Here is a 24,091-nt window from a genome sequence, read left to right on the forward strand (position 1 = left end):
ATCAGCGCGTGATGCCGCGGGTCGACGCCTGGATCGAGTCACGGAACACCGCGACTTCCGGGAACAACATTGCCGGCTCGGTCAGTTCAGCCAATGCCTGCTCAACCGTCAGGCCCTGGCGGTAAACCACCTTGTAGGCGCGACGCAGGGCGTGGATCGCATCGTCGCTGAAACCACGACGGCGCATGCCTTCGAAGTTCATGCTGCGGGCTTCGGCAGGGTTGCCGAACACCGTGACGAACGCCGGGACATCCTTGCCGATAGCCGTGCCCATGCCGGAAAAACTATGGGCGCCGATGTGGCAGTACTGATGCACCAGGGTGAAACCGGACAGGATCGCCCAATCGTCAACGTGTACATGGCCTGCCAACGCGGTGTTGTTGACCAGGATGCAGTGGTTGCCGATCACGCTGTCGTGGCCGATATGCGCGTAGGCCATGACCAGGTTGTGATCACCCAACGTGGTCTCGGCACGGTCCTGCACGGTGCCACGGTGAATGGTCACGCCTTCACGAATGATGTTGTGATCACCGATTACCAGGCGTGTTTCTTCCCCCTTGTACTTCATGTCGGGGGTGTCTTCGCCTATCGAGGAAAACTGATAGATGCGATTGTGCCTGCCAATGCGGGTCGGTCCCTTGAGGATCACGTGCGGCCCGATGACAGTCCCCTCGCCGATTTCCACACCTGCGCCGACGATCGACCAAGGGCCGACCTCAACGTCGGCGGCCAGTACGGCCGACGGATCGATGATTGCGCGAGGGTCAATCAAACTCATAGTTTGCGTTCCGCGCAGATGATTTCGGCGGAGCACACCGGCTTGCCATCCACCGAGGCCTGGCATTCGAACTTCCAGATCTGGCGCTTGCAGCTGATGAACTTGGCTTCCAGGATCAACTGGTCACCCGGGGTGACCGGGTTGCGGAAACGCAACTTGTCGGAGCCCACGAAATAATAAAGCGTGCCGTCGGCAGGCTTGAGGTCGAGCATTTTGAAACCAAGGATACCGGCAGCCTGGGCCATTGCTTCGATGATCAACACGCCCGGCATGATCGGATGCGCGGGAAAGTGACCATTGAAGAACGGTTCGTTGATGCTGACATTCTTGTAGGCACGAATGCGCTTTTCCTCAACATTGAGGTCCACTACACGGTCCACCAGCAGGAACGGGTAACGGTGAGGCAGGTATTCGCGAATCTCGTTGATGTCCATCATTTCGGGGGGAAGCCTGTAATAAAGATTGGGGGCGGGCGACTAAACGCACGCCCCGCTAGCAAATCAAGGAGGCAGTCTAGCGGCTGTGCACACTTGATATGGAAATGGTATCAGCCTTCTGATGAAGCATTACCGCCAGGGGTCACGTCCCCAACACGCTTTTCCAGCTGTTTGAGACGTCGAGCCATGTCGTCGATGTGCCTCAAACGCGCTGCACTCTTGCGCCATTCAGCCGCAGGCTGCATGGCGGTACCGGACGAATAGGCACCGGGCTCGGTAATCGAGTGGGTGACCATGGTCATGCCGGTGATGAAGACGTTGTCGCAAATATCGATGTGCCCAACCAGCCCTACGCCACCGGCGAGCATGCAATGCTTGCCGATCCTGGTGCTGCCGGATATGCCTACGCAGGCCGCCATGGCGGTGTGATCGCCAATCTGTACGTTGTGGGCAATCTGGATCTGGTTATCGAGCTTCACGCCATTGCCGATCACGGTATCGGCCAAAGCCCCGCGATCAACAGCGGTATTGACGCCGATTTCCACATCGTCGCCGATCAATACGCCGCCGACCTGGGCAATCTTGTGCCAAACGCCTTTCGAATTGGCAAAACCGAAGCCTTCGCCACCGATCACTGCGCCCGACTGAATGACCACCCGCTGCCCGATACGCACATCGTGGTACAGGGTCACGCGGGGCGCCAGCCAGCCATCGGCACCGATTTCACAGCGTGCGCCGATAAAGCACTGAGCGCCCACGGTGACACCGGCGCCAATGCGCGCGCCACTTTCGATCACGGCAAAGGCGCCAATGCTCGCCGCAGGATCAACCTGGGCATCATCGGCGATCACCGCCGTCGGGTGGATCCCTCCAGCCGCCTTGGGTTTCGGATCGAACAGGTGGGATACCCGCGCATAAGCGAGGTACGGATCAGGCACCACCAGCGCATCCCCGGCGTAACCCTCGGCGTCAGCAGCCTTCAGCAGCAGGGCTGCGGCTTGGCTATCGGCCAGGTATTTACGGTATTGGGGATTTGCGAGGAAGCTCAACTGAGATGGGCCAGCCTCCTGCAAGGTGGCTAGCCCAGTGATTTCTTTCTCCGGGGAACCACGCAAGGTGGCTCCCAGGAACTCGGCCAACTCGCCGAGCTTGATAGTCGCGGTCATGGCTTACTTCAGCTGGTTCATGCGCTCGATCACCTGGCGGGTGATGTCGTATTGAGGCTTGACGTCAATCACGGCGCCGCGCTCGAACACCAGGTCAAAGGCACCTTTCTTGATGACTTCTTCCACAGCGCTGTCGAGTTTCGGCTTGAGCTGCTTGAGCATTTCGCGGTCGGCAACAGCCTTGGCTTCGTTCAGTTCCTTGGACTGGAACTGGTAGTCACGGGCCTTTTGCTTGAATTCAAGCTCCAGGCGCTCGCGCTCGCCTTGCTGCATCTTGTCGCCACCGGCTACCAGACGATCCTGGATGCCCTTGGCACTGCTTTCCAACGTTTTGAGCTTGGTCAGTTGCGGACCAAACTTCTTCTCGGCATCCACCGCGTACTTCTTGGCCGCGTCGGATTCCAGCAGGGCCATCTGATAGTTCAGGACGGCGATTTTCATCTCGGCGAAGGCCGGGGTGGTTACCAGCACAGTGGCCAGCAGAACCAATTGAGTCAACTTACGCACGATGTACTCCTACAGATCCGTTGTCGTTATCTTGGGTCAGACGCTTAGAACGTCTGGCCGAGGGAGAATTGGAAAATCTGGGTTTCAGCGTTATCCGGTTTCTTGACTGGCATAGCCAGAGCAAAGCTCAACGGACCAAGCGCAGTCACCCACGTCACGCCAACACCTACGGAGCTCGCCAGGTTGCTGAGGCTTACTTCGTTACACTGGGTATTGGACTTCACGCCAGTCGGGTTAGTGACCTGATCGCACTTGGAGTCGAATACGTTACCCACATCCCAGAAAACCGAAGTACGCAGGGACCGCTGATCTTTCACGAACGGCAGTGGGAACAGGATCTCGGCACCACCCTGGATCAGCACGTTACCACCGAATGGCAGTGCGCTAGTGTCCGTATCCGCCACGGTACCGGTGTTACCGGTCACGCCAGCGCCACGGCTAGGGGTGCCACGAGGACCCAAGGTGCTGTCCTTGAAGCCGCGAACCGAGTTGAAACCACCTGCATAGTAGTTCTCATAGAACGGCAAGCCGTTGGTCGAACCATAACCGTCGCCATAGCCCAGTTCAGTGTGCAGGCGCATGGTGTAGTTGTCGCTCAAAGGCTGGAACAACTGGCCACGGTAGTCGAGCTTGAAGAACGACAGGTCGCTGCCCGGCGTGGTGGCTTCCAGGGTCACGCTCTGGGAGTGACCGCGGGTGGCCAGTACGCCTTTGTTCAGGGTCGACTCGGACCAGCCGGCAGACGCCTTGAAGTTCAGGAACTTGTCGCCTTCGCGACGGGTGAAGTCGAAGATCTCATCCACGGTGTACACACCGGTCTTGATCTCATCCTGCTGCGCGGTCAGGCCGAAGGTCAGACGCGAGGTCTCACTGATCGGGTAACCGATGTTGACGCCGGCACCCAGGCTGTCGATCGCATAGCTGGCAACGTTGACGTCGAGGTCTTTGTAGTCGGTGGTGCGGTAGAAGGCGTTATAGCCCAGGCTCACACCGTCAGCGGTCCAGTAGGGGTCGACATAACCGAAGTTATAGCGGCTCTGGTATTCGCTGCGGGTCAGGCCGATGGAAACCTTGTTACCGGTACCGAGGAAGTTGTTCTGGGTGATCGAACCACCAAGGATCAGGCCGGCACTCTGTGCGAAACCGACGCTGGCGGTGATCGAGCCCGAGGCTTGTTCTTCAACGGCGTAGTTCACGTCAACCTGGTCGTCCACACCCGGTACGGCTGGGGTTTCGACGTTGACTTCCTTGAAGAAGCCCAGACGTTCAAGACGGGTCTTGGACTGGTCGATCAGGTAGGTCGACGCCCAGCCACCTTCCATCTGACGCATTTCACGACGCAGCACTTCGTCCGCAGACTTGGTGTTGCCACGGAAGTTGATGCGGTTCACGTAGGCACGCTTGCCCGGGTCGACCACGAAGGTGATGTCCACGGTGTGGTCGTCATCGTGCGGGGTCGGCACGCCGTTGACGTTGGCGAAGGTATAGCCTTCGTTACCCAGGCGACGGGTGATCAGTTCGGACGTGGTGGTCATCAGCTTGCGCGAGAACACCTGGTCTTTCTGCACCAGCAACAGGGCCTTGACCTGGTCTTCAGGCACTTTCAAGTCGCCGCTGAGCTTGACGTCGCGGACCTTGTACTTCTCACCCTCGTTGACGTTGACGGTGATGTACACATGCTTCTTGTCAGGGGTAATGGACACCTGGGTCGAAGCGATATCCATGTTGATATAGCCACGGTCCAGGTAGTAGGAACGCAAGCGCTCCAGGTCACCGGAGAGTTTTTCACGGGCGTACTTGTCGTCGTTCTTGAAGAACGACAGCCAGTTGGTGGTCTTGAGCTCGAACAGGCCGATCAGGTCTTCATCAGGGAACTTGGTGTTGCCCACCACGTTGATGTGCTGAATGGCCGCCACGGTGCCTTCGTTGATGTTGACCTTGAGGCCGACACGGTTACGAGGCTGCGGGACCACTTCCGTTTCCACGGTCGCGGAGTAGCGGCCCTGGGCAACGTACTGGCGTTGCAGCTCGTTACGCACACCCTCGAGGGTGGCGCGCTGGAAGATCTCGCCCTCGGCCAGGCCGGATTGCTTGAGGCCCTTCATCAGGTCTTCAGTGGAGATCGCCTTGTTACCCTCGATCTCGATACTGGCGACGGAAGGTCGCTCGACGACGGTGATGACCAGGACGTTACCTTCGCGACCCAGTTGGATATCTTGAAAGAACCCGGTTTTGAACAGCGCACGAGTGGATTCCACCAGGCGACGGTCATCAGCCTGTTCCCCGACGTTCAACGGCAAGGCACCAAAGACGCTACCCGCGGAAACCCGCTGGAGGCCGTTGACGCGAATATCGGAGATAGTGAAGGACTCGGCGTGAACTTCGGCGATCATCAATACGGTGAGAACCGCAGTTAGCAGCAGACGTTTCATGAAGTCCTTTCTTATTCCAACTGGCAATAAACAAACTGCCGCAAAATGCGGCAGATTCGCAATTCAGCGAAGCGTTACAGTCGTCCCAGATCGTTGACCAAGGCTAACAACATCACCCCGACCACCAAACTGATACCGATCTGTATCCCCCAACCCTGCACCCGATCCGACAAGGGGCGACCACGCACCCACTCGACCAGATAAAACAACAGATGCCCCCCATCCAATACTGGAATGGGCAACAAATTCAGAACCCCAAGGCTAATACTCAGATAAGCCAGGAAATTCAGGAAATCCGCGACACCCGACTGGGCAGAAGCGCCCGCCACTTTAGCAATGGTTATCGGCCCACTCAAGTTTTTTACCGAGAGCTCGCCGAACAACATTTTCTTGAGCGATTCGAGAGTCAGCACGCTCATGGTCCAAGTGCGTTTCGCACCCTCGCCAATTGCCGCCAACGGCCCGAAACTGACCTCGCGCATCATCGACGGCGGCCACTCCGGGCTTTTCACGCCAGCACCGAGGTAACCCCCGGCCGCCTTGGCTTCCCCGCGAACCGCCAGGGTCACGGGGACGTCGATTTGAGCACCATCGCGCTCAACTTTCAGCACAATTTTGGTATCAGGCCGTACACGCACCAGGTCGACCACTTGCTGCCAGTCGCCCAGCGCCTGACCATCGAGGGCCAGCAGGCGGTCGCCGGTTTTCAGACCTGCGGCCTGGGCCGGGCCTTTCGGGTCAAGCTCGGCGAGCACCGGCGGCAAGGCCGGGCGCCACGGGCGAATACCCAGGGACTTGATCGGGTCCGGCTCATCGGCCCCCTTGAGCCAATGGTCGAGGGCCAGTTCACGCGGGGTCTCGGCGGAAGAGTCCTGCTCGCGCACCACCACCTTGACGGTGCCGCTTTCGCCCAGGCGACGTACCAACTGCAAATTGACCGCGCCCCAACCGGTGGTTGGTTCGCCATCAATGGAAACAATTTCCTGCCCGGCGACCAATCCCGCCTTCGCCGCCATGCTGTCCGCTTCAACCGCGCCGATCACCGGACGTATCTGTTCGCTGCCGAGCATGGCCAGGAACCAGAAGAACACCATGGCCAACAGGAAATTGGCGATCGGGCCGGCGGCGACGATAGCGATGCGCTGACGAACGGTCTTGCGATTGAAGGACTGATCCAGTTGATCCGCCGGCACTTCGCCTTCGCGCTCATCGAGCATCTTGACGTAGCCGCCCAAGGGGATGGCCGCGATCACGAACTCGGTGCCACGGCGGTCGTGCCAACGCAGCAACGGCATGCCGAAACCAACGGAAAAGCGCAGTACCTTGACGCCGCAACGACGCGCCACCCAGAAGTGGCCGAATTCGTGGAAGGTAACCAGCACACCCAGAGCAACCAGGGTGCCGACAATCATGTAAAGCGCACTCATCTAATTTCTCCGCATTCCAATCCAGTGCCTGAAGACGCAAACACGCCCAAAGACTAACGCGCGTTGCGGTTCAACCATTGTTCGGCCAGGGCACGGGCCTTGGCATCCGCCTCGAACACTGCCCCCAGATCATTCACAGCCACCACGGGCTCAAGACTCAGAACATCCTCGATGATACTCGCGATCTGCGGAAAGCGGATGCGCTGTTCGAGAAACGCCGCCACCGCCACCTCGTTAGCCGCATTGAGCATCGCCGGCGCGCTGTTGCCCGCCTCCGCGGCTTGCCGCGCCAGGCGCAGGCATGGAAAGCGCTGCTCGTCCGGCGCCTCGAAGTCCAGGCGTGCAATCGCGAACAGGTCCAACGGTGCAACACCGGAATCGATCCGCTCAGGCCAGGCCAGGGCATTGGCGATCGGCGTCCGCATGTCGGGGTTACCCAACTGCGCCAGCACCGAGCCATCCACATAGTCGACCAGGGAATGAATCACACTTTGCGGATGAATCACCACCTCGACCTGATCGGGCCGCGCATCGAACAACCAGCAGGCCTCGATCAACTCCAGGCCCTTATTCATCATGCTGGCCGAATCCACGGAGATCTTGCGCCCCATGGACCAGTTCGGATGGGCGCACGCCTGATCCGGAGACACATGCTCCAGGTCCGCCAGCGGAGTTTTGCGAAAAGGCCCACCGGATGCTGTCAGCAAAATCCGGCGTACACCGACCTGGCTCAGGCCGCGGGCAAAATCGCCGGGCATGCACTGGAAAATCGCGTTGTGCTCACTGTCGAGGGGCAGCAATACCGCCCCGCTCTTGCGCACCGCCTGCATAAAGAGTGTGCCGGACATGACCAGCGCTTCTTTATTAGCCAGCAGGATCTTCTTGCCCGCATCGACGGCGGCCAGGGTCGGGCGCAAGCCAGCGGCGCCGACGATGGCCGCCACCACGGCATCCACCTCGGCATCGGCCGACACCTGGCACAACCCTTCCTCGCCCACCAGCACCTGAGTGGCCAGGCCGGCGGCGCGCAGGTCATCTTGCAAGCCTCGCGCGGCAGCGACCCCAGGCACGACGGCAAAACGTGGCGCATGGCGCACGCACAGCGCCAGCAACTCAGTCAGGCGAGAGAAGCCGGTCAATGCGAAAACTTGATAGCGTTCCGGGTGGCGCGCGATCACATCCAGGGCGCTCAACCCTACCGAGCCGGTCGCACCCAGCACGGTGACCTGTTGCAGGCGGCTCACGACGCAGCCATCCACAACAGCACGGCAAAGATCGGGATCGCAGCGGTCAGACTGTCGATACGGTCCAGCACGCCGCCATGGCCCGGCAACAGATTACTGCTGTCCTTGATCCCGGCCTGGCGCTTGAACATGCTCTCGGTGAGGTCGCCCACGACCGAGATCAATACGACGATGGCCGCGCCCAGCAAGGCCAGGCACACCTCTTTCACCGACCAGCCACGCACAACACCGACCACGAGCGTGATCACCAAGGTCAAGGCCAGGCCGCCGTACACGCCCTCCCAGCTCTTGCCCGGGCTGACCGCCGGCGCCAGCTTGCGCTTGCCGAAGGCCCGACCGGAGAAGTAGGCACCGATATCGGCACCCCAGACCAACACCATCACCGCCAGGATCAACTCATTGCCGATCGGAAAACGCTTGATCTCCACCAGCCCTTGCCACGCCGGCAGCAGAATCAACAAGCCGATCACCAGCTTGCAGGCAACGCTGGACCACTGGCTGCTGGTGCGCGGATAAGTCAACACCAGGAAGGTCGCCAACGCCCACCACAGCACCGCCGCACCCAACACCCAAGGAGCGAGATCGGGGAGGATGTACATCAGGAACAGCAACAGCGCCACGATGACGGCATACACCACCCGCGGCAACTGCGCACTGAAGCCGGCCAGGCGCGCCCATTCCCAGGCACCGAGCGTCACGACCAGGCCGATGAACAGCGCAAAGCCGGATCCGTCGAGCAGAAAAAAGCCACACAAGGCAATCGGCAGCAGGATCAGTGCAGTGATGATTCGTTGTTTAAGCATTAAACCCGGGCTCCAGCTTCGATCTGCTCGCTCGTTTTACCGAAGCGACGCTGACGGGAAGCGAAATCGGCCAGCGCTTTACGCATGGCATCGTGTTTGAAGTCCGGCCAGAACAGGTCGGAGAAATACAGCTCGGTATAGGCCAACTGCCACAACAGGAAATTACTGATGCGGTGCTCGCCACCGGTACGGATGCACAAGTCCGGCAGCGGCAGGTCGCCGGTAACCAGGCAGGTCTGCAACAGTTCGGGCGTGATCTCGTCCGGCTGCAGGTGGCCGGCCTGCACTTCACGGGCAAGCCGTTGCGCAGCCTGGGCGATGTCCCACTGGCCACCGTAGTTGGCGGCAATCTGCAGCACAAAACGGTTACTGCCGGCGGTAATGGCTTCGGCCTCACGCATGGCCGCTTGCAGCTCCGGGTGGAACCGCGAGCGATCACCAATGATGCGCAGCGTGATGTTGTTGTCGTTGAGGCGCTTGGCCTCACGACGCAGGGCCCTGAAGAACAGATCCATCAAGGCACTGACTTCCTCGGCAGGGCGCTGCCAGTTTTCACTGGAAAACGCGAACAAGGTCAACACTTCGACCTTGGCCTCGGCGCACACCTCGATCACTGCCCGTACCGCATCGACACCCGCTTTGTGCCCGGCGACGCCAGGCAGGAAGCGTTTTTTCGCCCAGCGATTATTCCCATCCATGATGATCGCGACATGGCGCGGCACCACGGAGGGCACAGTCTGCTTGGTCTTTTCCATGAAAGCGCCCTGACCCTTATACGGCCATCAAGTCCGCTTCTTTTTGCTTGGTGGCCGCATCGATATCAGCTTCGGCCTTGTCGGTCAGCTTCTGGATATCAGCCGCCGCACGACGCTCTTCGTCTTCGCTGATTTCCTTGTCCTTGACCAGCTTCTTCAGCTCGCCCAGGGCATCGCGACGGATGTTGCGCACGGCAACACGTGCATCTTCTGCTGCGCTGCGCGCCTGCTTGGTGAAGCCCTTGCGGGTTTCTTCAGTCAGGGCAGGCATGGAAATCAGCAGCAACTCGCCCAGGTTGGTCGGGTTGAGGTTCAGGCCGGCGCTCTGGATCGCCTTGTCGACCGCCGCGAGCATGTTGCGCTCGAAGGCGACGACTTGCAGGGTGCGCGAGTCTTTTACGGTGATATTGGCCACTTGGGTGATGGAGGTGTCGGTACCGTAGTACGGCACCATCACGCTACCCAGAATGCTGGGGTGCGCCTTGCCTGTACGAATCTGGCCGAATGCATGGGCCAGAGACTCCAGGGATTTGTGCATACGCGCTTGGGCGTCTTTCTTGATTTCGTTGATCATTGTTGGCCTTCCTCGATCAGAGTGCCTTCCGCGCCGCCGTGTACGATGTTCAGCAGGGCGCCGGGCTTGTTCATGTTAAATACGCGCAGCGGCATCTTGTGGTCGCGGCACAGGCAAATTGCCGTCAGGTCCATCACGCCCAGCTTGCGATCCAGCACTTCATCGTAGGTCAGATGATCGAACTTCTCGGCATGCGGGTCTTTGAATGGATCTGCAGTGTATACGCCGTCGACTTTGGTCGCTTTCAACACGACGTCAGCATCGATTTCAATCGCACGCAGGCATGCGGCCGAGTCGGTGGTGAAGAACGGGTTGCCGGTACCGGCGGCGAAGATGACCACTTCCTTGGCGTTCAGGTGGCGCATGGCTTTGCGACGGTCATAGTGATCGGTCACGCCTACCATGGAAATAGCCGACATCACGATCGCCGAGATGTTGGCGCGCTCCAGGGCATCGCGCATGGCCAGGGCGTTCATCACAGTGGCCAGCATGCCCATGTGGTCACCGGTGACCCGGTCCATGCCCGCCGCACTCAGTGCGGCACCGCGGAACAGGTTGCCACCGCCAATCACCAGGCCGACCTGCACGCCGATGCCGACCAATTGGCCAACTTCCAGCGCCATGCGGTCGAGTACCTTGGGATCGATCCCGAACTCTTCCGAGCCCATCAGGGCCTCGCCGCTGAGCTTGAGTAGAATGCGTTTATAGCGAGCCTGATAACCACTGCCCTGCTGAGCCATTGCGAATCTCTCCTGCGGCGTATTTTAAAAAATTCTTGGCGAGCCGTTTACGGCTTGCGTTCACTCTAGCTGGACGCTATCACAGCGCCATCGGAACACGGCTTTGTAAGCCAGTTCCGAAGGGAAGCCAAATAAAATTAGCCTTCCCATTTGAAAAGAGGCTGCGCGCGTGAGCGGGCAGCCTCTTTCGGGCGACAGTTGAAAACCGTCTTATTGCTTGGCGGCAGCCAGCTGGGCAGCAACTTCTTCAGCGAAGTTGTCGACCGGCTTCTCGATGCCTTCGCCTACTTTGTAGTAAGTGAAGGAAACGATTTCAGCACCGGCTTTCTTGGCCAGTTCGCCAACCTTGACTTCAGGGTTCTTGACGAACGCCTGCTCAACCAGGCTCGCTTCAGCCAGGAACTTGCTGATACGGCCTTTGATCATGTTTTCAACGATGTTTTCTGGCTTGCCCGCGATCTTGTCAGCGTTGAGGCTCAGGAACACGGCTTTTTCGCGTTCGATGGCTTCAGCGGACACTTCCGATGGCAGCAGGAATTCAGGGTTGCTGGCCGCTACGTGCATAGCGATGTCTTTGGCCAGCTCAACGCTGCCGCCTTTAAGGGCAACCACAACGCCGATCTTGTTGCCGTGCAGGTAACCACCGACAACATCACCTTCAACGCGAGCCAGGCGACGGATGTTGACGTTTTCGCCAACCTTGCCGACCAGTACCAGGCGATCAGCTTCTTGAGCGGCGATCAGCGGAGCGGCGTCAGTCAGCTTGTCAGCGAACGCTTTCTCAATGCTGGCAGCAACAAATGCCTTGAAGTCGTCCTGCAGAGCCAGGAAGTCGGTCTGCGAGTTCACTTCCAGCAGAACTGCGGATTTACCGTCTTCTTTCAGCGCGATGGCGCCTTCAGCAGCAACGTTGCCTGCTTTCTTGGCAGCCTTGATGGCGCCCGAAGCACGCATGTCATCAATGGCTTTTTCGATGTCGCCGCCAGCCTTGGTCAAGGCCTTTTTGCAATCCATCATGCCTTCGCCGGTACGCTCACGCAGTTCTTTAACCAACGCTGCAGTAATCTCTGCCATTTCAAAATCCTCTTGGATAGGTTTTCAACCATTCCACCCGATCAAACGGGCGATCAATTCTTCCCGAATCACCCTTGTAGGCCGCTGCACGTTACAGATGTTGTAGCTGCGCTGCCGACAAATGGTTTTCGAGGGGGCAAAAAGGGGGCCAAGCCCCCTTTTTGCTTACTGAGTCAACGCCAGGGCGTCAATTACTCAGCTGCGGCTACCGGAGCTTCTTCAGCGAACTGCTCGGTACCACCAGCAACGTGGTTGCGACCGCGGATGACAGCGTCAGCCATCGAACCCATGTACAGCTGGATAGCGCGGATGGCGTCATCGTTGCCTGGGATGATGTAGTCAACGCCTTCTGGGCTGCTGTTGGTATCGACTACGCCGATAACAGGGATGCCCAGCTTGTTGGCTTCGGTGATCGCAATGCGCTCGTGATCAACGTCGATAACGAACAGTGCGTCAGGCAGACCGCCCATGTCCTTGATACCACCCAGGGAACGATCGAGCTTTTCCAGGTCGCGAGTACGCATCAGCGCCTCTTTCTTGGTCAGCTTGGCGAAAGTACCGTCTTCGGCTTGCACTTCAAGGTCACGCAGACGCTTGATGGAAGCACGGATGGTTTTGAAGTTGGTGAGCATGCCGCCCAACCAGCGGTGATCGACGTACGGCGAACCGCAACGTGCTGCTTCTTCAGCAACGATCTTGCCAGCGGAACGCTTGGTGCCGACGAACAGAATCTTGTTTTTGCCCTGGGCCAGACGCTCTACGAAAGTCAGAGCTTCGTTGAACATTGGCAGGGTTTTTTCAAGGTTGATGATGTGGATCTTGTTACGCGCGCCGAAAATGTATTTACCCATTTTCGGGTTCCAGTAACGGGTCTGGTGACCGAAGTGCACACCGGCCTTCAGCATATCGCGCATGTTGACTTGGGACATGATAGTTCCTTAATAAGTCGGGTTTGGCCTCCACGTATCCCAATGACCAACCAGCGGCATCAAGGCCTCCGGCACCCAGGTCATCGTGTCGACACGTGTGTGGATTTAAGCTTCGCGGGGTATCCCCGGAAAGCGGCGCATTTTATACCACACGAAGGGAAAAAACGAAACCCGCAATCACATTTGCCGCCAACGACTTTTGCGCAACCCTTTGAATCGCGCCACTATAGCCCCACCTTATAGAGATAACCGATGGCCAGACGCTCATGGTTTGCCGCCCGCGTCTGGTAGAATCGCGTTTTTCAGGGCTTGTGCGAATTCTGCAACCTTTTGTCGCACACCCGTAAACCGTATTGATTTCAGCGCCTCGCGCTAGAGAGAGAGCCTGTATGACCGTTACCTTGAAAACCGCCGAAGACATTGCCGGCATGCGCGTTGCCGGCAAACTGGCGGCCGACGTGCTGGAAATGATTGCCGAACACGTCAAGCCCGGCGTCACCACCGAAACGCTGGACCGCATTTGCCACGACTATATAGTCGACGTGCAAAAAGCTATCCCTGCCCCGCTGAACTACAAGGGCTTCCCCAAGTCGATCTGCACCTCGATCAACCACGTGGTCTGCCACGGGATTCCCGGCGACAAACCGCTGAAAGACGGCGACACCCTGAACATCGACGTCACCGTCATCAAAGACGGCTACCACGGCGATACCAGCCGCATGTTCCATGTCGGCACCGTGCCGGTCTGGGCCGAGCGCCTGTCCCAGGTGACCCAGGAATGCATGTACAAGGCCATTGAAATCGTCAAACCCGGCTGCCGCCTGGGCGATATCGGTGAAGTGATCCAGAAGCACGCTGAAAAGAACGGCTTCTCGGTGGTCCGTGAGTTCTGCGGCCACGGCATCGGCAAGGTGTTCCACGAAGAGCCGCAGATCCTGCACTACGGCCGCGCCGGCACCGGCATGGAACTCAAAGCCGGCATGACCTTTACCATCGAGCCGATGATCAACCAGGGCAAGGCCGACACCAAGGTGCTGGGCGATGGCTGGACCGCCATCACCAAGGACCGCAAGCTCTCCGCCCAGTGGGAACACACCCTGCTGGTCACCGACACCGGCTACGAGATCTTCACCCTGCGCGCGGACGACACCATCCCACGCATCTCGGCGTAACGGCTGCCCTGGTTTTCCCAGACTGTGTTGTGACTGACTGATAGATAGAAAGGAAAGCCGAACGATGCCCCAGGTGGATCCCGAACTCTTCGACCGTGGCCAGTTCCAGGCCGAACTGGCGCTGAAGGCCAGCCCTATCGCCGCCTTCAAGAAGGCTATCCGCCAGGCCCGCGAGGTGCTCGACGAGCGCTTTCGCAGCGGCCGGGACATCCGTCGGCTGATCGAGGACCGCGCCTGGTTCGTCGATAACATCCTGCAAAAGGCCTGGGAACAGTTCAACTGGAGCGAAGACGCCGATATCGCCCTGGTGGCGGTCGGCGGCTACGGTCGCGGCGAGCTGCACCCCTACTCGGACATCGACCTGCTGATCCTGCTGGACAGCGCCGACCATGAGATCTTTCGCGATTCCATCGAGCGTTTTCTGACGCTGCTGTGGGACATCGGCCTGGAAGTCGGCCAGAGCGTGCGCTCGGTGGCCGAATGCGGCGAAGAAGCCCGCGCCGACCTCACCGTCATCACCAACCTGATGGAAAGCCGCACCATCGCCGGTCCCGAGCGTCTGCGCCAACGCATGCTCGAAGTCACCAGCACCGCGCACATGTGGCCGAGCAAGGAGTTCTTCCTGGCCAAGCGCGCCGAGCAGAAAGCCCGGCACCACAAGTACAACGACACCGAATACAACCTGGAACCCAACGTCAAAGGCTCCCCCGGGGGCTTGCGCGATATCCAGACGATTTTGTGGGTCGCCCGTCGCCAGTACGGCACCCTGAACCTGCGCGCCCTGGCCGGTGAAGGCTTTCTGGTGGAAAGCGAAAACGCCCTGCTCGCCTCGTCCCAGGAATTCCTCTGGAAAGTGCGCTACGCCCTGCACATGCTCGCCGGGCGCGCCGAAGACCGCCTGCTGTTCGACCATCAGCGCTCCATCGCCACCCTGCTGGGTTTCGAGGGCGAAGACGCGAAGACCAGCATCGAAAGTTTCATGCAGCAGTACTACCGGGTGGTCATGAGCATCGCCCAGCTCAGCGACCTGATTATCCAGCACTTCGAAGAAGTGATCCTGGCCCCGGAAGACGAAGCGCCGCCGCAGCCGATCAACCCGCGTTTCCAGCTGCACGACGGCTATATCGAGGCGCGCAACGACAACGTGTTCCGCCGCACGCCGTTTGCCATGCTGGAAATTTTCGTGCTGATGGCCCAGCAGCCGGAAATCAAAGGCGTGCGCGCCGACACGATTCGCCTGCTGCGAGAAAACCGTCACCTGATCGACGATGACTTTCGCAATGACATCCGCAACACCAGCCTGTTCATCGAGCTGTTCAAGTGCAAGATCGGCATCCACCGCAACCTGCGGCGGATGAACCGCTACGGCATCCTCGGGCGTTACCTGCCGGAGTTCGGCTTTATCGTCGGGCAGATGCAGCACGACCTGTTCCACATCTACACCGTCGACGCCCACACCCTGAACCTGATCAAGCACCTGCGTAAGCTGCAGTACACCCAGGTGTCAGAGAAATTCCCGCTGGCCAGTAAACTGATGGCCAAGCTGCCCAAACCCGAACTGATCTACCTGGCCGGTCTGTACCACGACATCGGCAAAGGCCGCCACGGCGATCACTCGGAAGTCGGTGCAGTCGACGCCGAGGCGTTCTGCCAGCGTCACCAGTTGCCGTTGTGGGACAGCCGCCTGATTGTCTGGCTGGTGCAGAACCATCTGGTGATGTCGACGACCGCCCAGCGCAAGGACCTGTCCGACCCGCAGGTGATCCATGACTTCGCCGGGATCGTCGGCGATGAAACCCGTCTCGACTACCTGTATGTGCTGACCGTTTCCGATATCAATGCCACCAACCCGACCCTCTGGAACTCCTGGCGCGCGAGCCTGTTGCGCCAGCTGTACACCGAGACCAAGCGCGCCCTGCGCCGGGGCCTGGAAAACCCGGTGGACCGCGAAGAACAGATCCGCCGCACCCAAAGCGCGGCCCTGGATATCCTGGTGCGCGGCGGCAACGACCCGGACGACGTCGAACAATTGTGGTCGCAACTGGGCGACGATTACTTCCTGCGCCACACCGCCGGCGACGTGGCCTGGCACAGCGATGCAATCCTGCAGCAACCGGCCGATGGCGGCCCGCTGGTGCTGATCAAAGAGACGACCCAACGCGAGTTCGAAGGCGGCACGCAGATCTTCATCTACGCCCCCGACCAGCACGACTTCTTCGCCGTGACCGTGGCGGCCATGGACCAGCTCAACCTGAACATCCACGACGCCCGGGTCATCACCTCCAGCAGCCAGTTCACCCTCGACACCTACATCGTGCTCGACACCGAGGGCGAGTCCATCGGCGATAACCCGGCGCGGGTGAAAAAGATCCGCGAAGGCCTGACCGAAGCGTTGCGCAACCCGGACGACTACCCGACCATCATCCAGCGTCGCGTGCCACGCCAGCTCAAGCATTTTGCGTTTGCGCCCCAGGTGACCATTTCCAACGACGCCCAGCGCCCGGTAACCGTGCTGGAACTCAGCGCGCCCGATCGCCCGGGCCTGCTGGCGCGGATCGGCGGGATTTTCCTGGAGTTCGACCTGTCGTTGCAGAACGCCAAGATTGCGACCCTCGGCGAGCGCGTGGAAGACGTGTTCTTCATTACCGACGCCGACAACCAGCCGCTGTCCGACCCCGAACTGTGCCGCCGCCTGCAGGATGCAATCGTCCAGCAGTTGAGCGTTCACCAGGAGCCCGGGGTCGAGCTGACGCGCCTGACGATTTGATACCCGCCCAGTTTTTAACGCCTTGCACGAGATCCACCGATGAACAACGCCCTGAACCAGTTGCAGCCCTACCCGTTCGAAAAACTGCGCGCCCTGCTCGGCAGCGTCACGCCGAACCCGGACAAACGTCCGATCGCGCTGTCCATCGGCGAGCCCAAGCATAAATCGCCGACCTTCGTCGCCGAGGCGTTGAGCAATAACCTCGACCAGATGGCGGTGTACCCGACCACCCTGGGCATTGCGGCGCTGCGCGAAGCCATCGCGGCCTGGTGCGAACGCCGCTTCAATGTACCCAAGGGCTGGCTGGACCCGGCGCGTAACATCCTGCCGGTCAACGGCACCCGCGAGGCACTGTTCGCCTTCACCCAAGCCGTGGTCAATCGCAGTGACGACGCGCTGGTGGTAAGCCCGAACCCGTTCTACCAGATCTATGAAGGCGCGGCGTTCCTGGCCGGCGCCAAGCCGCACTACCTGCCGTGCCTGGACGCCAATGGCTTCAACCCGGATTTCGACGCCGTGTCGCCAGACGTCTGGAAGCGCTGCCAGATCCTGTTCCTGTGCTCCCCCGGCAACCCGACCGGCGCGCTGATCCCGGTCGACACCCTGAAAAAGCTCATCGCCCTGGCCGACGAATACGACTTCGTGATTGCCGCCGACGAGTGCTACAGCGAGCTGTACTTCGACGAACAAAGCCCGCCGCCGGGCCTGTTGAGCGCCTGCGTCGAACTCGGCCGCCAGGACTTCAAACGCTGCGTGGTGTTCCACAGCCTGTCCAAGCGCTCCAACCTACCGGGCCTGCGTTCCGGCTTCGTGGCCGGCGACGCCGACATCCTCAAGGCCTTCCTGCTGTACCGCACCTACCACGGCTGCGCGATGCCCGTGCAAACCCAACTGGCAAGCATCGCCGCCTGGCAGGACGAAGCCCACGTCCAGGCCAACCGCGACCTGTATCGGGAAAAATTCGACGCCGTGCTGGCGATCCTCAAGCCGGTGCTGGACGTACAAGCCCCCGATGGTGGTTTCTACCTGTGGCCGAATGTAGAGGGTGACGATGCCGCCTTCTGTCGCGATCTGTTTGTGCAAGAACACGTGACCGTAGTACCCGGCTCGTACCTGTCGCGGGAGGTGGACGGCGTCAACCCAGGCGCCGGGCGCGTTCGCATGGCATTGGTTGCACCACTGGCGGAGTGCGTGGAAGCGGCTGAGCGCATTCGCGATTTCATTCAACGCAGGAAGTAACCTCGCCACATCCCGCACTGTGTCGCACAGTGCGGGAACCTTGTTCACTCGCTCACCACCAATAGGCAAACTTCCTACGAGTAATGCCTATGAGCCTAATCACCCCGTCGCTCGCCCCTCCCCCCGCTTATGAGCCGCTCCCGGATAACCGCACCTCCCCTCCCGAATCCGCCGGGCGAACCAAAAGAGGCATCGCCGACAGCGACAAGCGCTGGCCGGCCGGCGTGGTCACCGTTGCGCTCGACCTGAGCAGCGAAAAAAGCAAAGCGCTGGTGGTGGACGCTATCCGCGAATGGGCCCACCACACGCCGGCCCTGCGCTTCAATATCGTCGAAGGCAAGACGGGCGATATTCGTATTTCTGACGATGAAGGGCTCATGGGCAATTGGTCCGCCATTGGCACAGAGGCCAAGCGCATCGATGAAGATCAACCCACGATGCACCTCAACCGGACCGACGACTCGAAGAAGTTGCGCAGTACGGCCCTGCACGAATTCGGCCACGCCCTCGGGTTATTGCACGAGCACCAACACCCGCAGAACAGCCTGGATTGGGACAGCCCCCAAGTGTATGACTACTACACCAGCGACTCTTTCAACGAAGCCATGGTACGCGAGCATATCCTTGAGCCAGACAACCGGCCCGGCCTGCAGATCACCCCATACGATCCACAGTCCGTGATGCATTATGAAATTCCGGCAGCATTGAGGCGCAACGGCCAGGCCATTCCTAAAAACACAACCCTTTCCGCAGGCGACAAGCGAACGATCAGAATGCTGTACCCCCCGGTCAACCCGACGTAGCGGGCCCAGGGGTAAACATCGGCTCACGTATTCACTCAACACCGCCGGGAACTTTCCTGCAATTGGCACGAATCAACCAGTGTCTCGTCCCCATGCCCGCCGTGATCCGTCATCCACGCTTTCGTGATGCCGACTCAGACTGCACCGTTTAAGGCACCACACACTCAGCGCCGGCGGCACGGCGGCCCCCAATTGCCTACTTCGGCGACCCCAGGTTCGCCTCACTCATGTCCAGATCGTCCAACACCTCCCTCAACACGTCATCCCCAATCCGGTGATGACGGCTCAGGCTATACAACTCCAAGCGCTGCGCCCGCAGCGCCTTGAGCCGTAGCTTTCGCTCCAGTTGGTCCATCTGCGACGCCAGCGCCTGGGCTTCGGCGGAGTCGTTGAAGACGTCCAACTGATGCCGGTATTCCGACATCAGTCGCGCCTTCAGCTCGGTAGCCAGTGCGGCCTGGGCGGCGTCCGCGGGAGGGCTCTCGGTGGGTTCTTCGACCTCAAGCGCATGGATCGCCGCCACGGCAGTCTTTTTCCACGCCTCGCGCACTTCATTGTGGTGTTTTTCATCGGGGCTTTTTTCAATGCCGCGCAGCAGCAGCGGCAACGCAATACAGGCAGCGACGAGCGACAGCAGGATCACCCCGGCCGCGATAAAGATCAGCAGATCGCGTTCCGGGAACGCCTTGCCCGGCGCCAGCAGCAAGGGCACCGACATCACACCGGCCAACGTCACCGCCCCGCGCACACCGCCCACGGTCAACAGCCAGCAGGAACGCGCCGTCGGCACCAGGGTAAGCTCGCTTTTCCCACGCAGGCGCCGGAGCACGCCCGACAGACGCCAGATGCTTTGCACCCAGATGAAGCGTAATACCAACAACACCAGGAAGATCGCGACCACGTCCAGGCAGCGATACAGCAGGGTCGGCCACAGCGTGGTTTCATGACTCACCACCGCCTTGATGATGTCCGGCAGTTGCAGCCCCAACAGCAGGAAGATCAAGCCATTGAAGGCAAACTCCAGCAGCGACCACACACTGCGATTGAGCAAGCGCGTGCTGGTCTGGCGGGGCAGCAGGTCCAGCCAGCTTTGCATCATGCCCGCCGCCACGGCCGAAAGAATCCCCGATGCGCCCAGGCGTTCGGCCAGAACATAGGCGGCGAACGGCAGCAGCAACATGAACACAACATGGGTGGCCGGGTCGTCCCAGCCTCGCGCAATCATCCAGACACGCAAGCGCCCCACCAGCCAGCTCAACGCGATCCCGACCGCCAGACCGCCGATGGCCACCAGTACAAAGGTCAGGCTGGCATCCGCCAGGGAAAACACCCCGGTCAAGGCTGCCACCAGGGCGAACTTGAAGGTCACCAGGCCCGAGGCATCGTTCATCAAGGCTTCGCCCTGGAGCATATGCATCAACGGCGTGGGTAAACGGTTCTGGGAAATGGCCGACACCGCCACGGCGTCCGTCGGCGACAACACCGCCGCCAGGGCAAAGGCCACCGGCAATGGAATCGAAGGCAACAACCAATGAATGAAGTAGCCAGCGCCGACCACGGTGAACAGCACCAGCCCCACTGCCAACGTCAGAATCGGCCCGCGCAGGCGCCACAGTTCGCGCTTGGGCATGCGCCAGCCATCGGAGAACAACAGCGGCGGCAGGAACAGAAACAGAAACAACTCCGGGTCCAGCGCGACATGCAGCCCCAACGTGGGCCAGGCCAGCAAGGCCCCGGCGACAATCTGCACCAGCGGTAACGGCAGTGGGATGACTCGCCAGACCAGACGCGAAACGCTGACCAGCATCAGCAAGATAAGAACGGTGTAGGCGGTTTGCATAACGCGGTTTTCCCGGACAATCGACTTGCAACGACACACATCAGGCAACAACTCACCATTGAAGTGCCATATTAGCTGCCTATGCTGTGCGATGGCTTTCGCACAATAGTCGCACGGGGCAATCCACGCTAGAGACGAGCGGCACCCAAACCCGCTGGTCGTGGCATAATCCCAGACCTTTCATCTTCATTGGTCCAAAGGGGGGCAATTCCTTGACCGTATCAAGTAAAACCTTGCACCTTTTCGGCATCAAAGCCTGCGACACCATGAAAAAAGCCCGCACCTGGCTCGACGAGCACGGCGTGAGCTACGAGTTCCATGACTACAAAACCGTCGGTATCGACCGCGAACACTTGACCCAATGGTGCAACGAGCACGGTTGGCAGGTGGTTTTGAACCGTGCGGGCACCACCTTTCGCAAACTCGAAGACGAACGCAAAGCCGATCTCGATCAGTCGAAAGCCATTGAATTGATGCTCGCACAACCCTCGATGATCAAGCGCCCGGTGCTTGATCTCGGAGACAGAACCCTGATTGGCTTCAAGCCAGATACTTATTCGGCAGCCCTCAAGTAGGCTGGCCATCCCATTTTTGTAGAGGTAACAGCATGTCCAATTCCCTGTTCAGCCTGGGCTTCGGCGTCGGCACTCAGAACCGCCAAGGTGCTTGGCTGGAAGTGTTTTACGCACAACCCGTACTCAACCCGTCGGCGGAAGTCGTCGCCGCCATCGCGCCGATCCTCGGTTACAGCGAAGGCAACCAGGCGATCACCTTCTCCGTCGCCCAAGCCCTGCAACTGGCTGACGCGCTCAAAGGCGTCGACGCGACCCAGGCAGCCCTGCTGACCCGCCTGGCTGAAAGCCATACCCCGCTGGTCGCCACCCTGCTGGCCGAAGACGCCGCACTGACTTCCACGCCTGAGGCCTACCTCAAGCTGCACCTGCTGTCCCACCGCCTGGTCAAGCCCCACGGCCTGAGCCTGGCCGGTGTATTCGCGCAACTGCCGAACGTGGCCTGGACCAGCCAGGGCGCGATCGACATCAATGAGCTGGCCGAACGCCAACTCGAAGCGCGCCTGCGTGGCGAGCTGCTGGAAGTGTTCTCGGTGGACAAGTTCCCGAAAATGACCGATTACGTCGTACCCAGCGGCGTGCGTATCGCTGACGCCGCGCGTATCCGCCTGGGCGCCTACGTGGGCGAAGGCACCACCGTGATGCACGAAGGTTTCGTCAACTTCAACGCCGGCACCGAAGGCCCGGGCATGATCGAAGGCCGTGTGTCGGCCGGCGTATTTGTCGGCAAGGGTTCGGACCTGGGCGGCGGTTGCTCCACCATGGGCACCTTGTCGGGTGGCGGCAACATCGTGATCAAAGTCGGCGAAGGCTGCCTGATCGGCGCCAACGCCGGTATCGGTATCCCGCTGGGCGACCGCAACACCGTGGAATCGGGCCTGTATGTCACCGCCGGGACCAAGGTTGCCCTGCTCGACGAGCGCAACCAGCTGGTTAAAGTGGTCAAGGCGCGCGAGCTGGCCGGCCAGCCGGACCTGCTGTTCCGCCGTAACTCCGAGACCGGTGCCGTGGAGTGCAAAACCCACAAGTCGGCCATCGAACTGAACGAAGCGCTGCACGCTCACAACTAAGCAGCGACTCGATGCCACTCGCGGGCCCCGATCCTGGGGCCCGTTTATACGAGTATTGAACACCATGCTTGTGCCCTCTCCCTGGCGCGTCGACTTTCCGGCCATCGCCGCTCTGCAACGGCAAGACCAGACCTATCTGGACAGCGCCGCCACCGCGCAAAAACCCCAAGCCCTGTTGGACGCGATCAGCCATTACTACGCCAATGGCGCCGCCAACGTTCACCGTGCCCAGCATTTGCCGGGCGCCCACGCGACCCAGGCTTTCGAGGACAGTCGCAACAAGGTCGCGCAGTGGTTGAATGCAGGAGACAGCGGGCACATCGTCTTCACTCATGGCGCGACGTCGGCGCTGAACCTCTTGGCCTACGGCCTCGAGCACTTATTCAATGCGGGCGATGAACTAGTCATCAGCGCCCTGGAACACCACGCCAACCTGCTGCCCTGGCAGCAACTGGCCAAACGTCGCGCGCTGGAACTGGTGATCCTGCCGGTTGGCGACGACGGTATGATCGACCTTCAGGCCGCCGCCACGCTGATCGGCCCGCGCACGCGCCTGCTGGCGGTGAGCCAACTGTCCAACGTGCTGGGCACCTGGCAGCCGCTGGAACCCTTGCTGGCCATGGCCAAGGCCGAGGGCGCGCTGACCGTGGTCGATGGCGCCCAGGGCATCGTCCATGGCCGCCACGACGTACAAGCCCTGGGCTGCGACTTCTACGTATTTTCCAGCCACAAACTCTACGGCCCGGACGGCGTCGGCGTGCTGTACGGCCGCACCCAAGCCCTGCAACAGCTGCGCCACTGGCAATTCGGCGGCGAAATGGTGCAACAGGCCGATTACCACAGCGCCAGCTTCCGCCCCGCGCCGCTGGGGTTCGAGGCCGGCACCCCACCGATTGCCAGCGTGATCGGCCTGGGCGCCAGCCTGGATTACCTCAATTCACTGGATCAACCGGCGCTCATCGCCCACGAAGCCGCCCTGCACGAGTACCTGTTGCGCGGGCTGAAAGCGCGCAATGGCGTGCGCGTACTGGGCGCGCCGCAGGTGGCGTTGGTCAGTTTTGTGGTGGAAGGCGTGCATAACGCCGATCTTGCGCACTTGCTGACCGAACAGGGCATTGCCGTGCGCGCCGGCCATCATTGCGCAATGCCGCTGCTCAAGGCGATGCACTTGTCGGGAGCGATTCGCGTGTCCCTGGCGCTGTACAACAATTCCGATGATCTGGAGCGATTCTTCGAAGCGCTGGACCAGGCCCTGGATATGCTGCGATGAGCCTGCCGGCCGAGGCTGTCGGCGCTCTTGAGTCGTTTCAGGCGGTGGGCAGCTGGGAGCAACGCGCGCGCCTGCTGATGCAATGGGGCGAACGGCTGCCGCCACTGGCGGACGAAGACAAGGTCGAGGCCAATCTGGTGCAGGGCTGCGAGAGCCTGGTATGGCTGGTCGGGCGGTTATCCGACGGCCACTGGCAGTTCGCCGCCAGCAGCGAAGCGCGCATGATCCGCGGGCTGGTGGCGTTGCTGCTGGCGCGGGTCAACGGGCTGTCGGCCGCCGAGTTGCAGGCGGTCGACTTGCCGGACTGGTTCAATCAACTGGGGCTGTCCCGCCAGTTGTCGCCGTCGCGCAGCAATGGCCTGAACGCCGTGCTGCAGCGCATGCGCGAACTAAGCCGTACATAAAACCCAATGTGGGAGGGGGCTTGCCCCCGATAGCGGTGGTTCAGTCAATGTATTCAGTGACAGGCACTCTGCTATCGGGAGCAAACCC

Annotated in this window: 22 protein-coding genes; 8 read left to right on the forward strand and 14 right to left on the reverse strand. The window is 60.4% G+C overall.

The genetic code is table 11. From position 1 onward, the window contains the following. Position 1: 1 nt before the first annotated feature. The 13 genes from lpxA to rpsB form a co-directional block, all read right to left on the reverse strand. Positions 2–778: an acyl-ACP--UDP-N-acetylglucosamine O-acyltransferase gene (gene lpxA, locus AC07W0_RS11170; protein ID WP_046384462.1), complete on the reverse strand. Its 777-nt coding sequence runs from the start codon at positions 776–778 to the stop codon at positions 2–4. Continuing rightward, positions 775–1,215 carry a 3-hydroxyacyl-ACP dehydratase FabZ gene (fabZ, locus tag AC07W0_RS11175; RefSeq protein ID WP_003172281.1) on the reverse strand — a complete coding sequence of 147 codons (441 nt, stop codon included), beginning with the start codon at positions 1,213–1,215 and terminating at the stop codon, positions 775–777. Before fabZ ends, lpxA begins: the two co-directional genes overlap by 4 nt. A gap of 110 nt (positions 1,216–1,325) precedes the next feature. Then, on the reverse strand, positions 1,326–2,381 hold the full coding sequence (gene lpxD, locus AC07W0_RS11180; RefSeq protein WP_046384463.1) for a UDP-3-O-(3-hydroxymyristoyl)glucosamine N-acyltransferase: 1,056 nt from the start codon (positions 2,379–2,381) through the stop codon (positions 1,326–1,328). Between the two features lie 3 nt (positions 2,382–2,384). After that, positions 2,385–2,888, reverse strand: a complete 504-nt coding sequence (locus tag AC07W0_RS11185; protein ID WP_003172279.1) for an OmpH/Skp family outer membrane protein — start codon at positions 2,886–2,888, stop codon at positions 2,385–2,387. A 44-nt stretch (positions 2,889–2,932) separates the two neighbouring features. Further along, the gene (gene bamA, locus AC07W0_RS11190; protein ID WP_017844747.1) at positions 2,933–5,320 is read right to left on the reverse strand and encodes an outer membrane protein assembly factor BamA; all 2,388 of its coding nucleotides are present in this window, start codon (positions 5,318–5,320) and stop codon (positions 2,933–2,935) included. Positions 5,321–5,394: 74 nt separating this feature from the next. Then, positions 5,395–6,747 carry a sigma E protease regulator RseP gene (rseP, locus tag AC07W0_RS11195; protein WP_017844746.1) on the reverse strand — a complete coding sequence of 451 codons (1,353 nt, stop codon included), beginning with the start codon at positions 6,745–6,747 and terminating at the stop codon, positions 5,395–5,397. Positions 6,748–6,800: 53 nt separating this feature from the next. Further along, positions 6,801–7,991, reverse strand: coding sequence for a 1-deoxy-D-xylulose-5-phosphate reductoisomerase (gene ispC, locus AC07W0_RS11200; RefSeq protein ID WP_017844745.1), 1,191 nt, complete (start codon positions 7,989–7,991; stop codon positions 6,801–6,803). Beyond that, positions 7,988–8,794, reverse strand: a complete 807-nt coding sequence (locus AC07W0_RS11205) for a phosphatidate cytidylyltransferase (protein ID WP_102617374.1) — start codon at positions 8,792–8,794, stop codon at positions 7,988–7,990. Before AC07W0_RS11205 ends, ispC begins: the two co-directional genes overlap by 4 nt. Then, positions 8,794–9,549, reverse strand: a complete 756-nt coding sequence (gene uppS / locus AC07W0_RS11210) for a polyprenyl diphosphate synthase (RefSeq protein ID WP_017844743.1) — start codon at positions 9,547–9,549, stop codon at positions 8,794–8,796. The genes AC07W0_RS11205 and uppS overlap by 1 nt, the downstream gene beginning before the upstream one ends. A 16-nt stretch (positions 9,550–9,565) precedes the next feature. Continuing rightward, the gene (gene frr / locus AC07W0_RS11215) at positions 9,566–10,123 is read right to left on the reverse strand and encodes a ribosome recycling factor (protein WP_017844742.1); all 558 of its coding nucleotides are present in this window, start codon (positions 10,121–10,123) and stop codon (positions 9,566–9,568) included. After that, positions 10,120–10,863 (reverse strand): UMP kinase, encoded by a 744-nt coding sequence (gene pyrH, locus AC07W0_RS11220; RefSeq protein ID WP_003172271.1) that lies wholly within the window; start codon positions 10,861–10,863, stop codon positions 10,120–10,122. Before pyrH ends, frr begins: the two co-directional genes overlap by 4 nt. A gap of 210 nt (positions 10,864–11,073) precedes the next feature. Next, positions 11,074–11,937 (reverse strand): translation elongation factor Ts, encoded by an 864-nt coding sequence (gene tsf / locus AC07W0_RS11225; RefSeq protein WP_017844741.1) that lies wholly within the window; start codon positions 11,935–11,937, stop codon positions 11,074–11,076. 191 nt (positions 11,938–12,128) lie between these two features. Further along, positions 12,129–12,866 carry a 30S ribosomal protein S2 gene (gene rpsB / locus AC07W0_RS11230; RefSeq protein ID WP_017844740.1) on the reverse strand — a complete coding sequence of 246 codons (738 nt, stop codon included), beginning with the start codon at positions 12,864–12,866 and terminating at the stop codon, positions 12,129–12,131. A 389-nt stretch (positions 12,867–13,255) separates the two neighbouring features. On the opposite strand from rpsB, the gene map reads away from it, so the two are divergent. The 4 genes from map to AC07W0_RS11250 all read left to right on the forward strand — a co-directional run bounded on the left by map (position 13,256) and on the right by AC07W0_RS11250 (position 18,847). Beyond that, the gene (gene map / locus AC07W0_RS11235; protein WP_017844739.1) at positions 13,256–14,038 is read left to right on the forward strand and encodes a type I methionyl aminopeptidase; all 783 of its coding nucleotides are present in this window, start codon (positions 13,256–13,258) and stop codon (positions 14,036–14,038) included. Between the two features lie 64 nt (positions 14,039–14,102). Further along, positions 14,103–16,805, forward strand: coding sequence for a [protein-PII] uridylyltransferase (locus tag AC07W0_RS11240; protein ID WP_017844738.1), 2,703 nt, complete (start codon positions 14,103–14,105; stop codon positions 16,803–16,805). A gap of 39 nt (positions 16,806–16,844) precedes the next feature. Further along, on the forward strand, positions 16,845–18,044 hold the full coding sequence (gene dapC, locus AC07W0_RS11245) for a succinyldiaminopimelate transaminase (RefSeq protein ID WP_046490180.1): 1,200 nt from the start codon (positions 16,845–16,847) through the stop codon (positions 18,042–18,044). Between the two features lie 89 nt (positions 18,045–18,133). Beyond that, positions 18,134–18,847, forward strand: a complete 714-nt coding sequence (locus AC07W0_RS11250; RefSeq protein ID WP_102617373.1) for a M12 family metallopeptidase — start codon at positions 18,134–18,136, stop codon at positions 18,845–18,847. A 196-nt stretch (positions 18,848–19,043) separates the two neighbouring features. Here the strand turns inward: AC07W0_RS11250 and AC07W0_RS11255 are convergent, their stop codons facing one another. Further along, positions 19,044–20,687: a Na+/H+ antiporter gene (locus AC07W0_RS11255; RefSeq protein WP_017844735.1), complete on the reverse strand. Its 1,644-nt coding sequence runs from the start codon at positions 20,685–20,687 to the stop codon at positions 19,044–19,046. Positions 20,688–20,899: 212 nt separating this feature from the next. Here AC07W0_RS11255 and AC07W0_RS11260 point away from each other — a divergent pair, with 212 nt between their 5' ends. From AC07W0_RS11260 to AC07W0_RS11275, 4 genes are all read left to right on the forward strand, one after another. Then, complete coding sequence (locus tag AC07W0_RS11260) at positions 20,900–21,262, forward strand: ArsC family reductase (RefSeq protein ID WP_026139766.1); 363 nt, start codon at positions 20,900–20,902, stop codon at positions 21,260–21,262. 32 nt (positions 21,263–21,294) lie between these two features. Further along, on the forward strand, positions 21,295–22,329 hold the full coding sequence (gene dapD, locus AC07W0_RS11265) for a 2,3,4,5-tetrahydropyridine-2,6-dicarboxylate N-succinyltransferase (protein ID WP_017844733.1): 1,035 nt from the start codon (positions 21,295–21,297) through the stop codon (positions 22,327–22,329). 64 nt (positions 22,330–22,393) lie between these two features. Continuing rightward, complete coding sequence (locus tag AC07W0_RS11270; RefSeq protein WP_079442985.1) at positions 22,394–23,599, forward strand: aminotransferase class V-fold PLP-dependent enzyme; 1,206 nt, start codon at positions 22,394–22,396, stop codon at positions 23,597–23,599. After that, a complete protein-coding gene (locus AC07W0_RS11275) occupies positions 23,596–24,003 on the forward strand; it encodes a SufE family protein (RefSeq protein WP_017844731.1) in 408 nt (135 codons plus the stop codon). The genes AC07W0_RS11270 and AC07W0_RS11275 overlap by 4 nt, the downstream gene beginning before the upstream one ends. The last annotated feature ends 88 nt before the right edge of the window (positions 24,004–24,091 follow it).

This window comes from Pseudomonas sp. GW704-F2 (genome assembly GCF_059423025.1).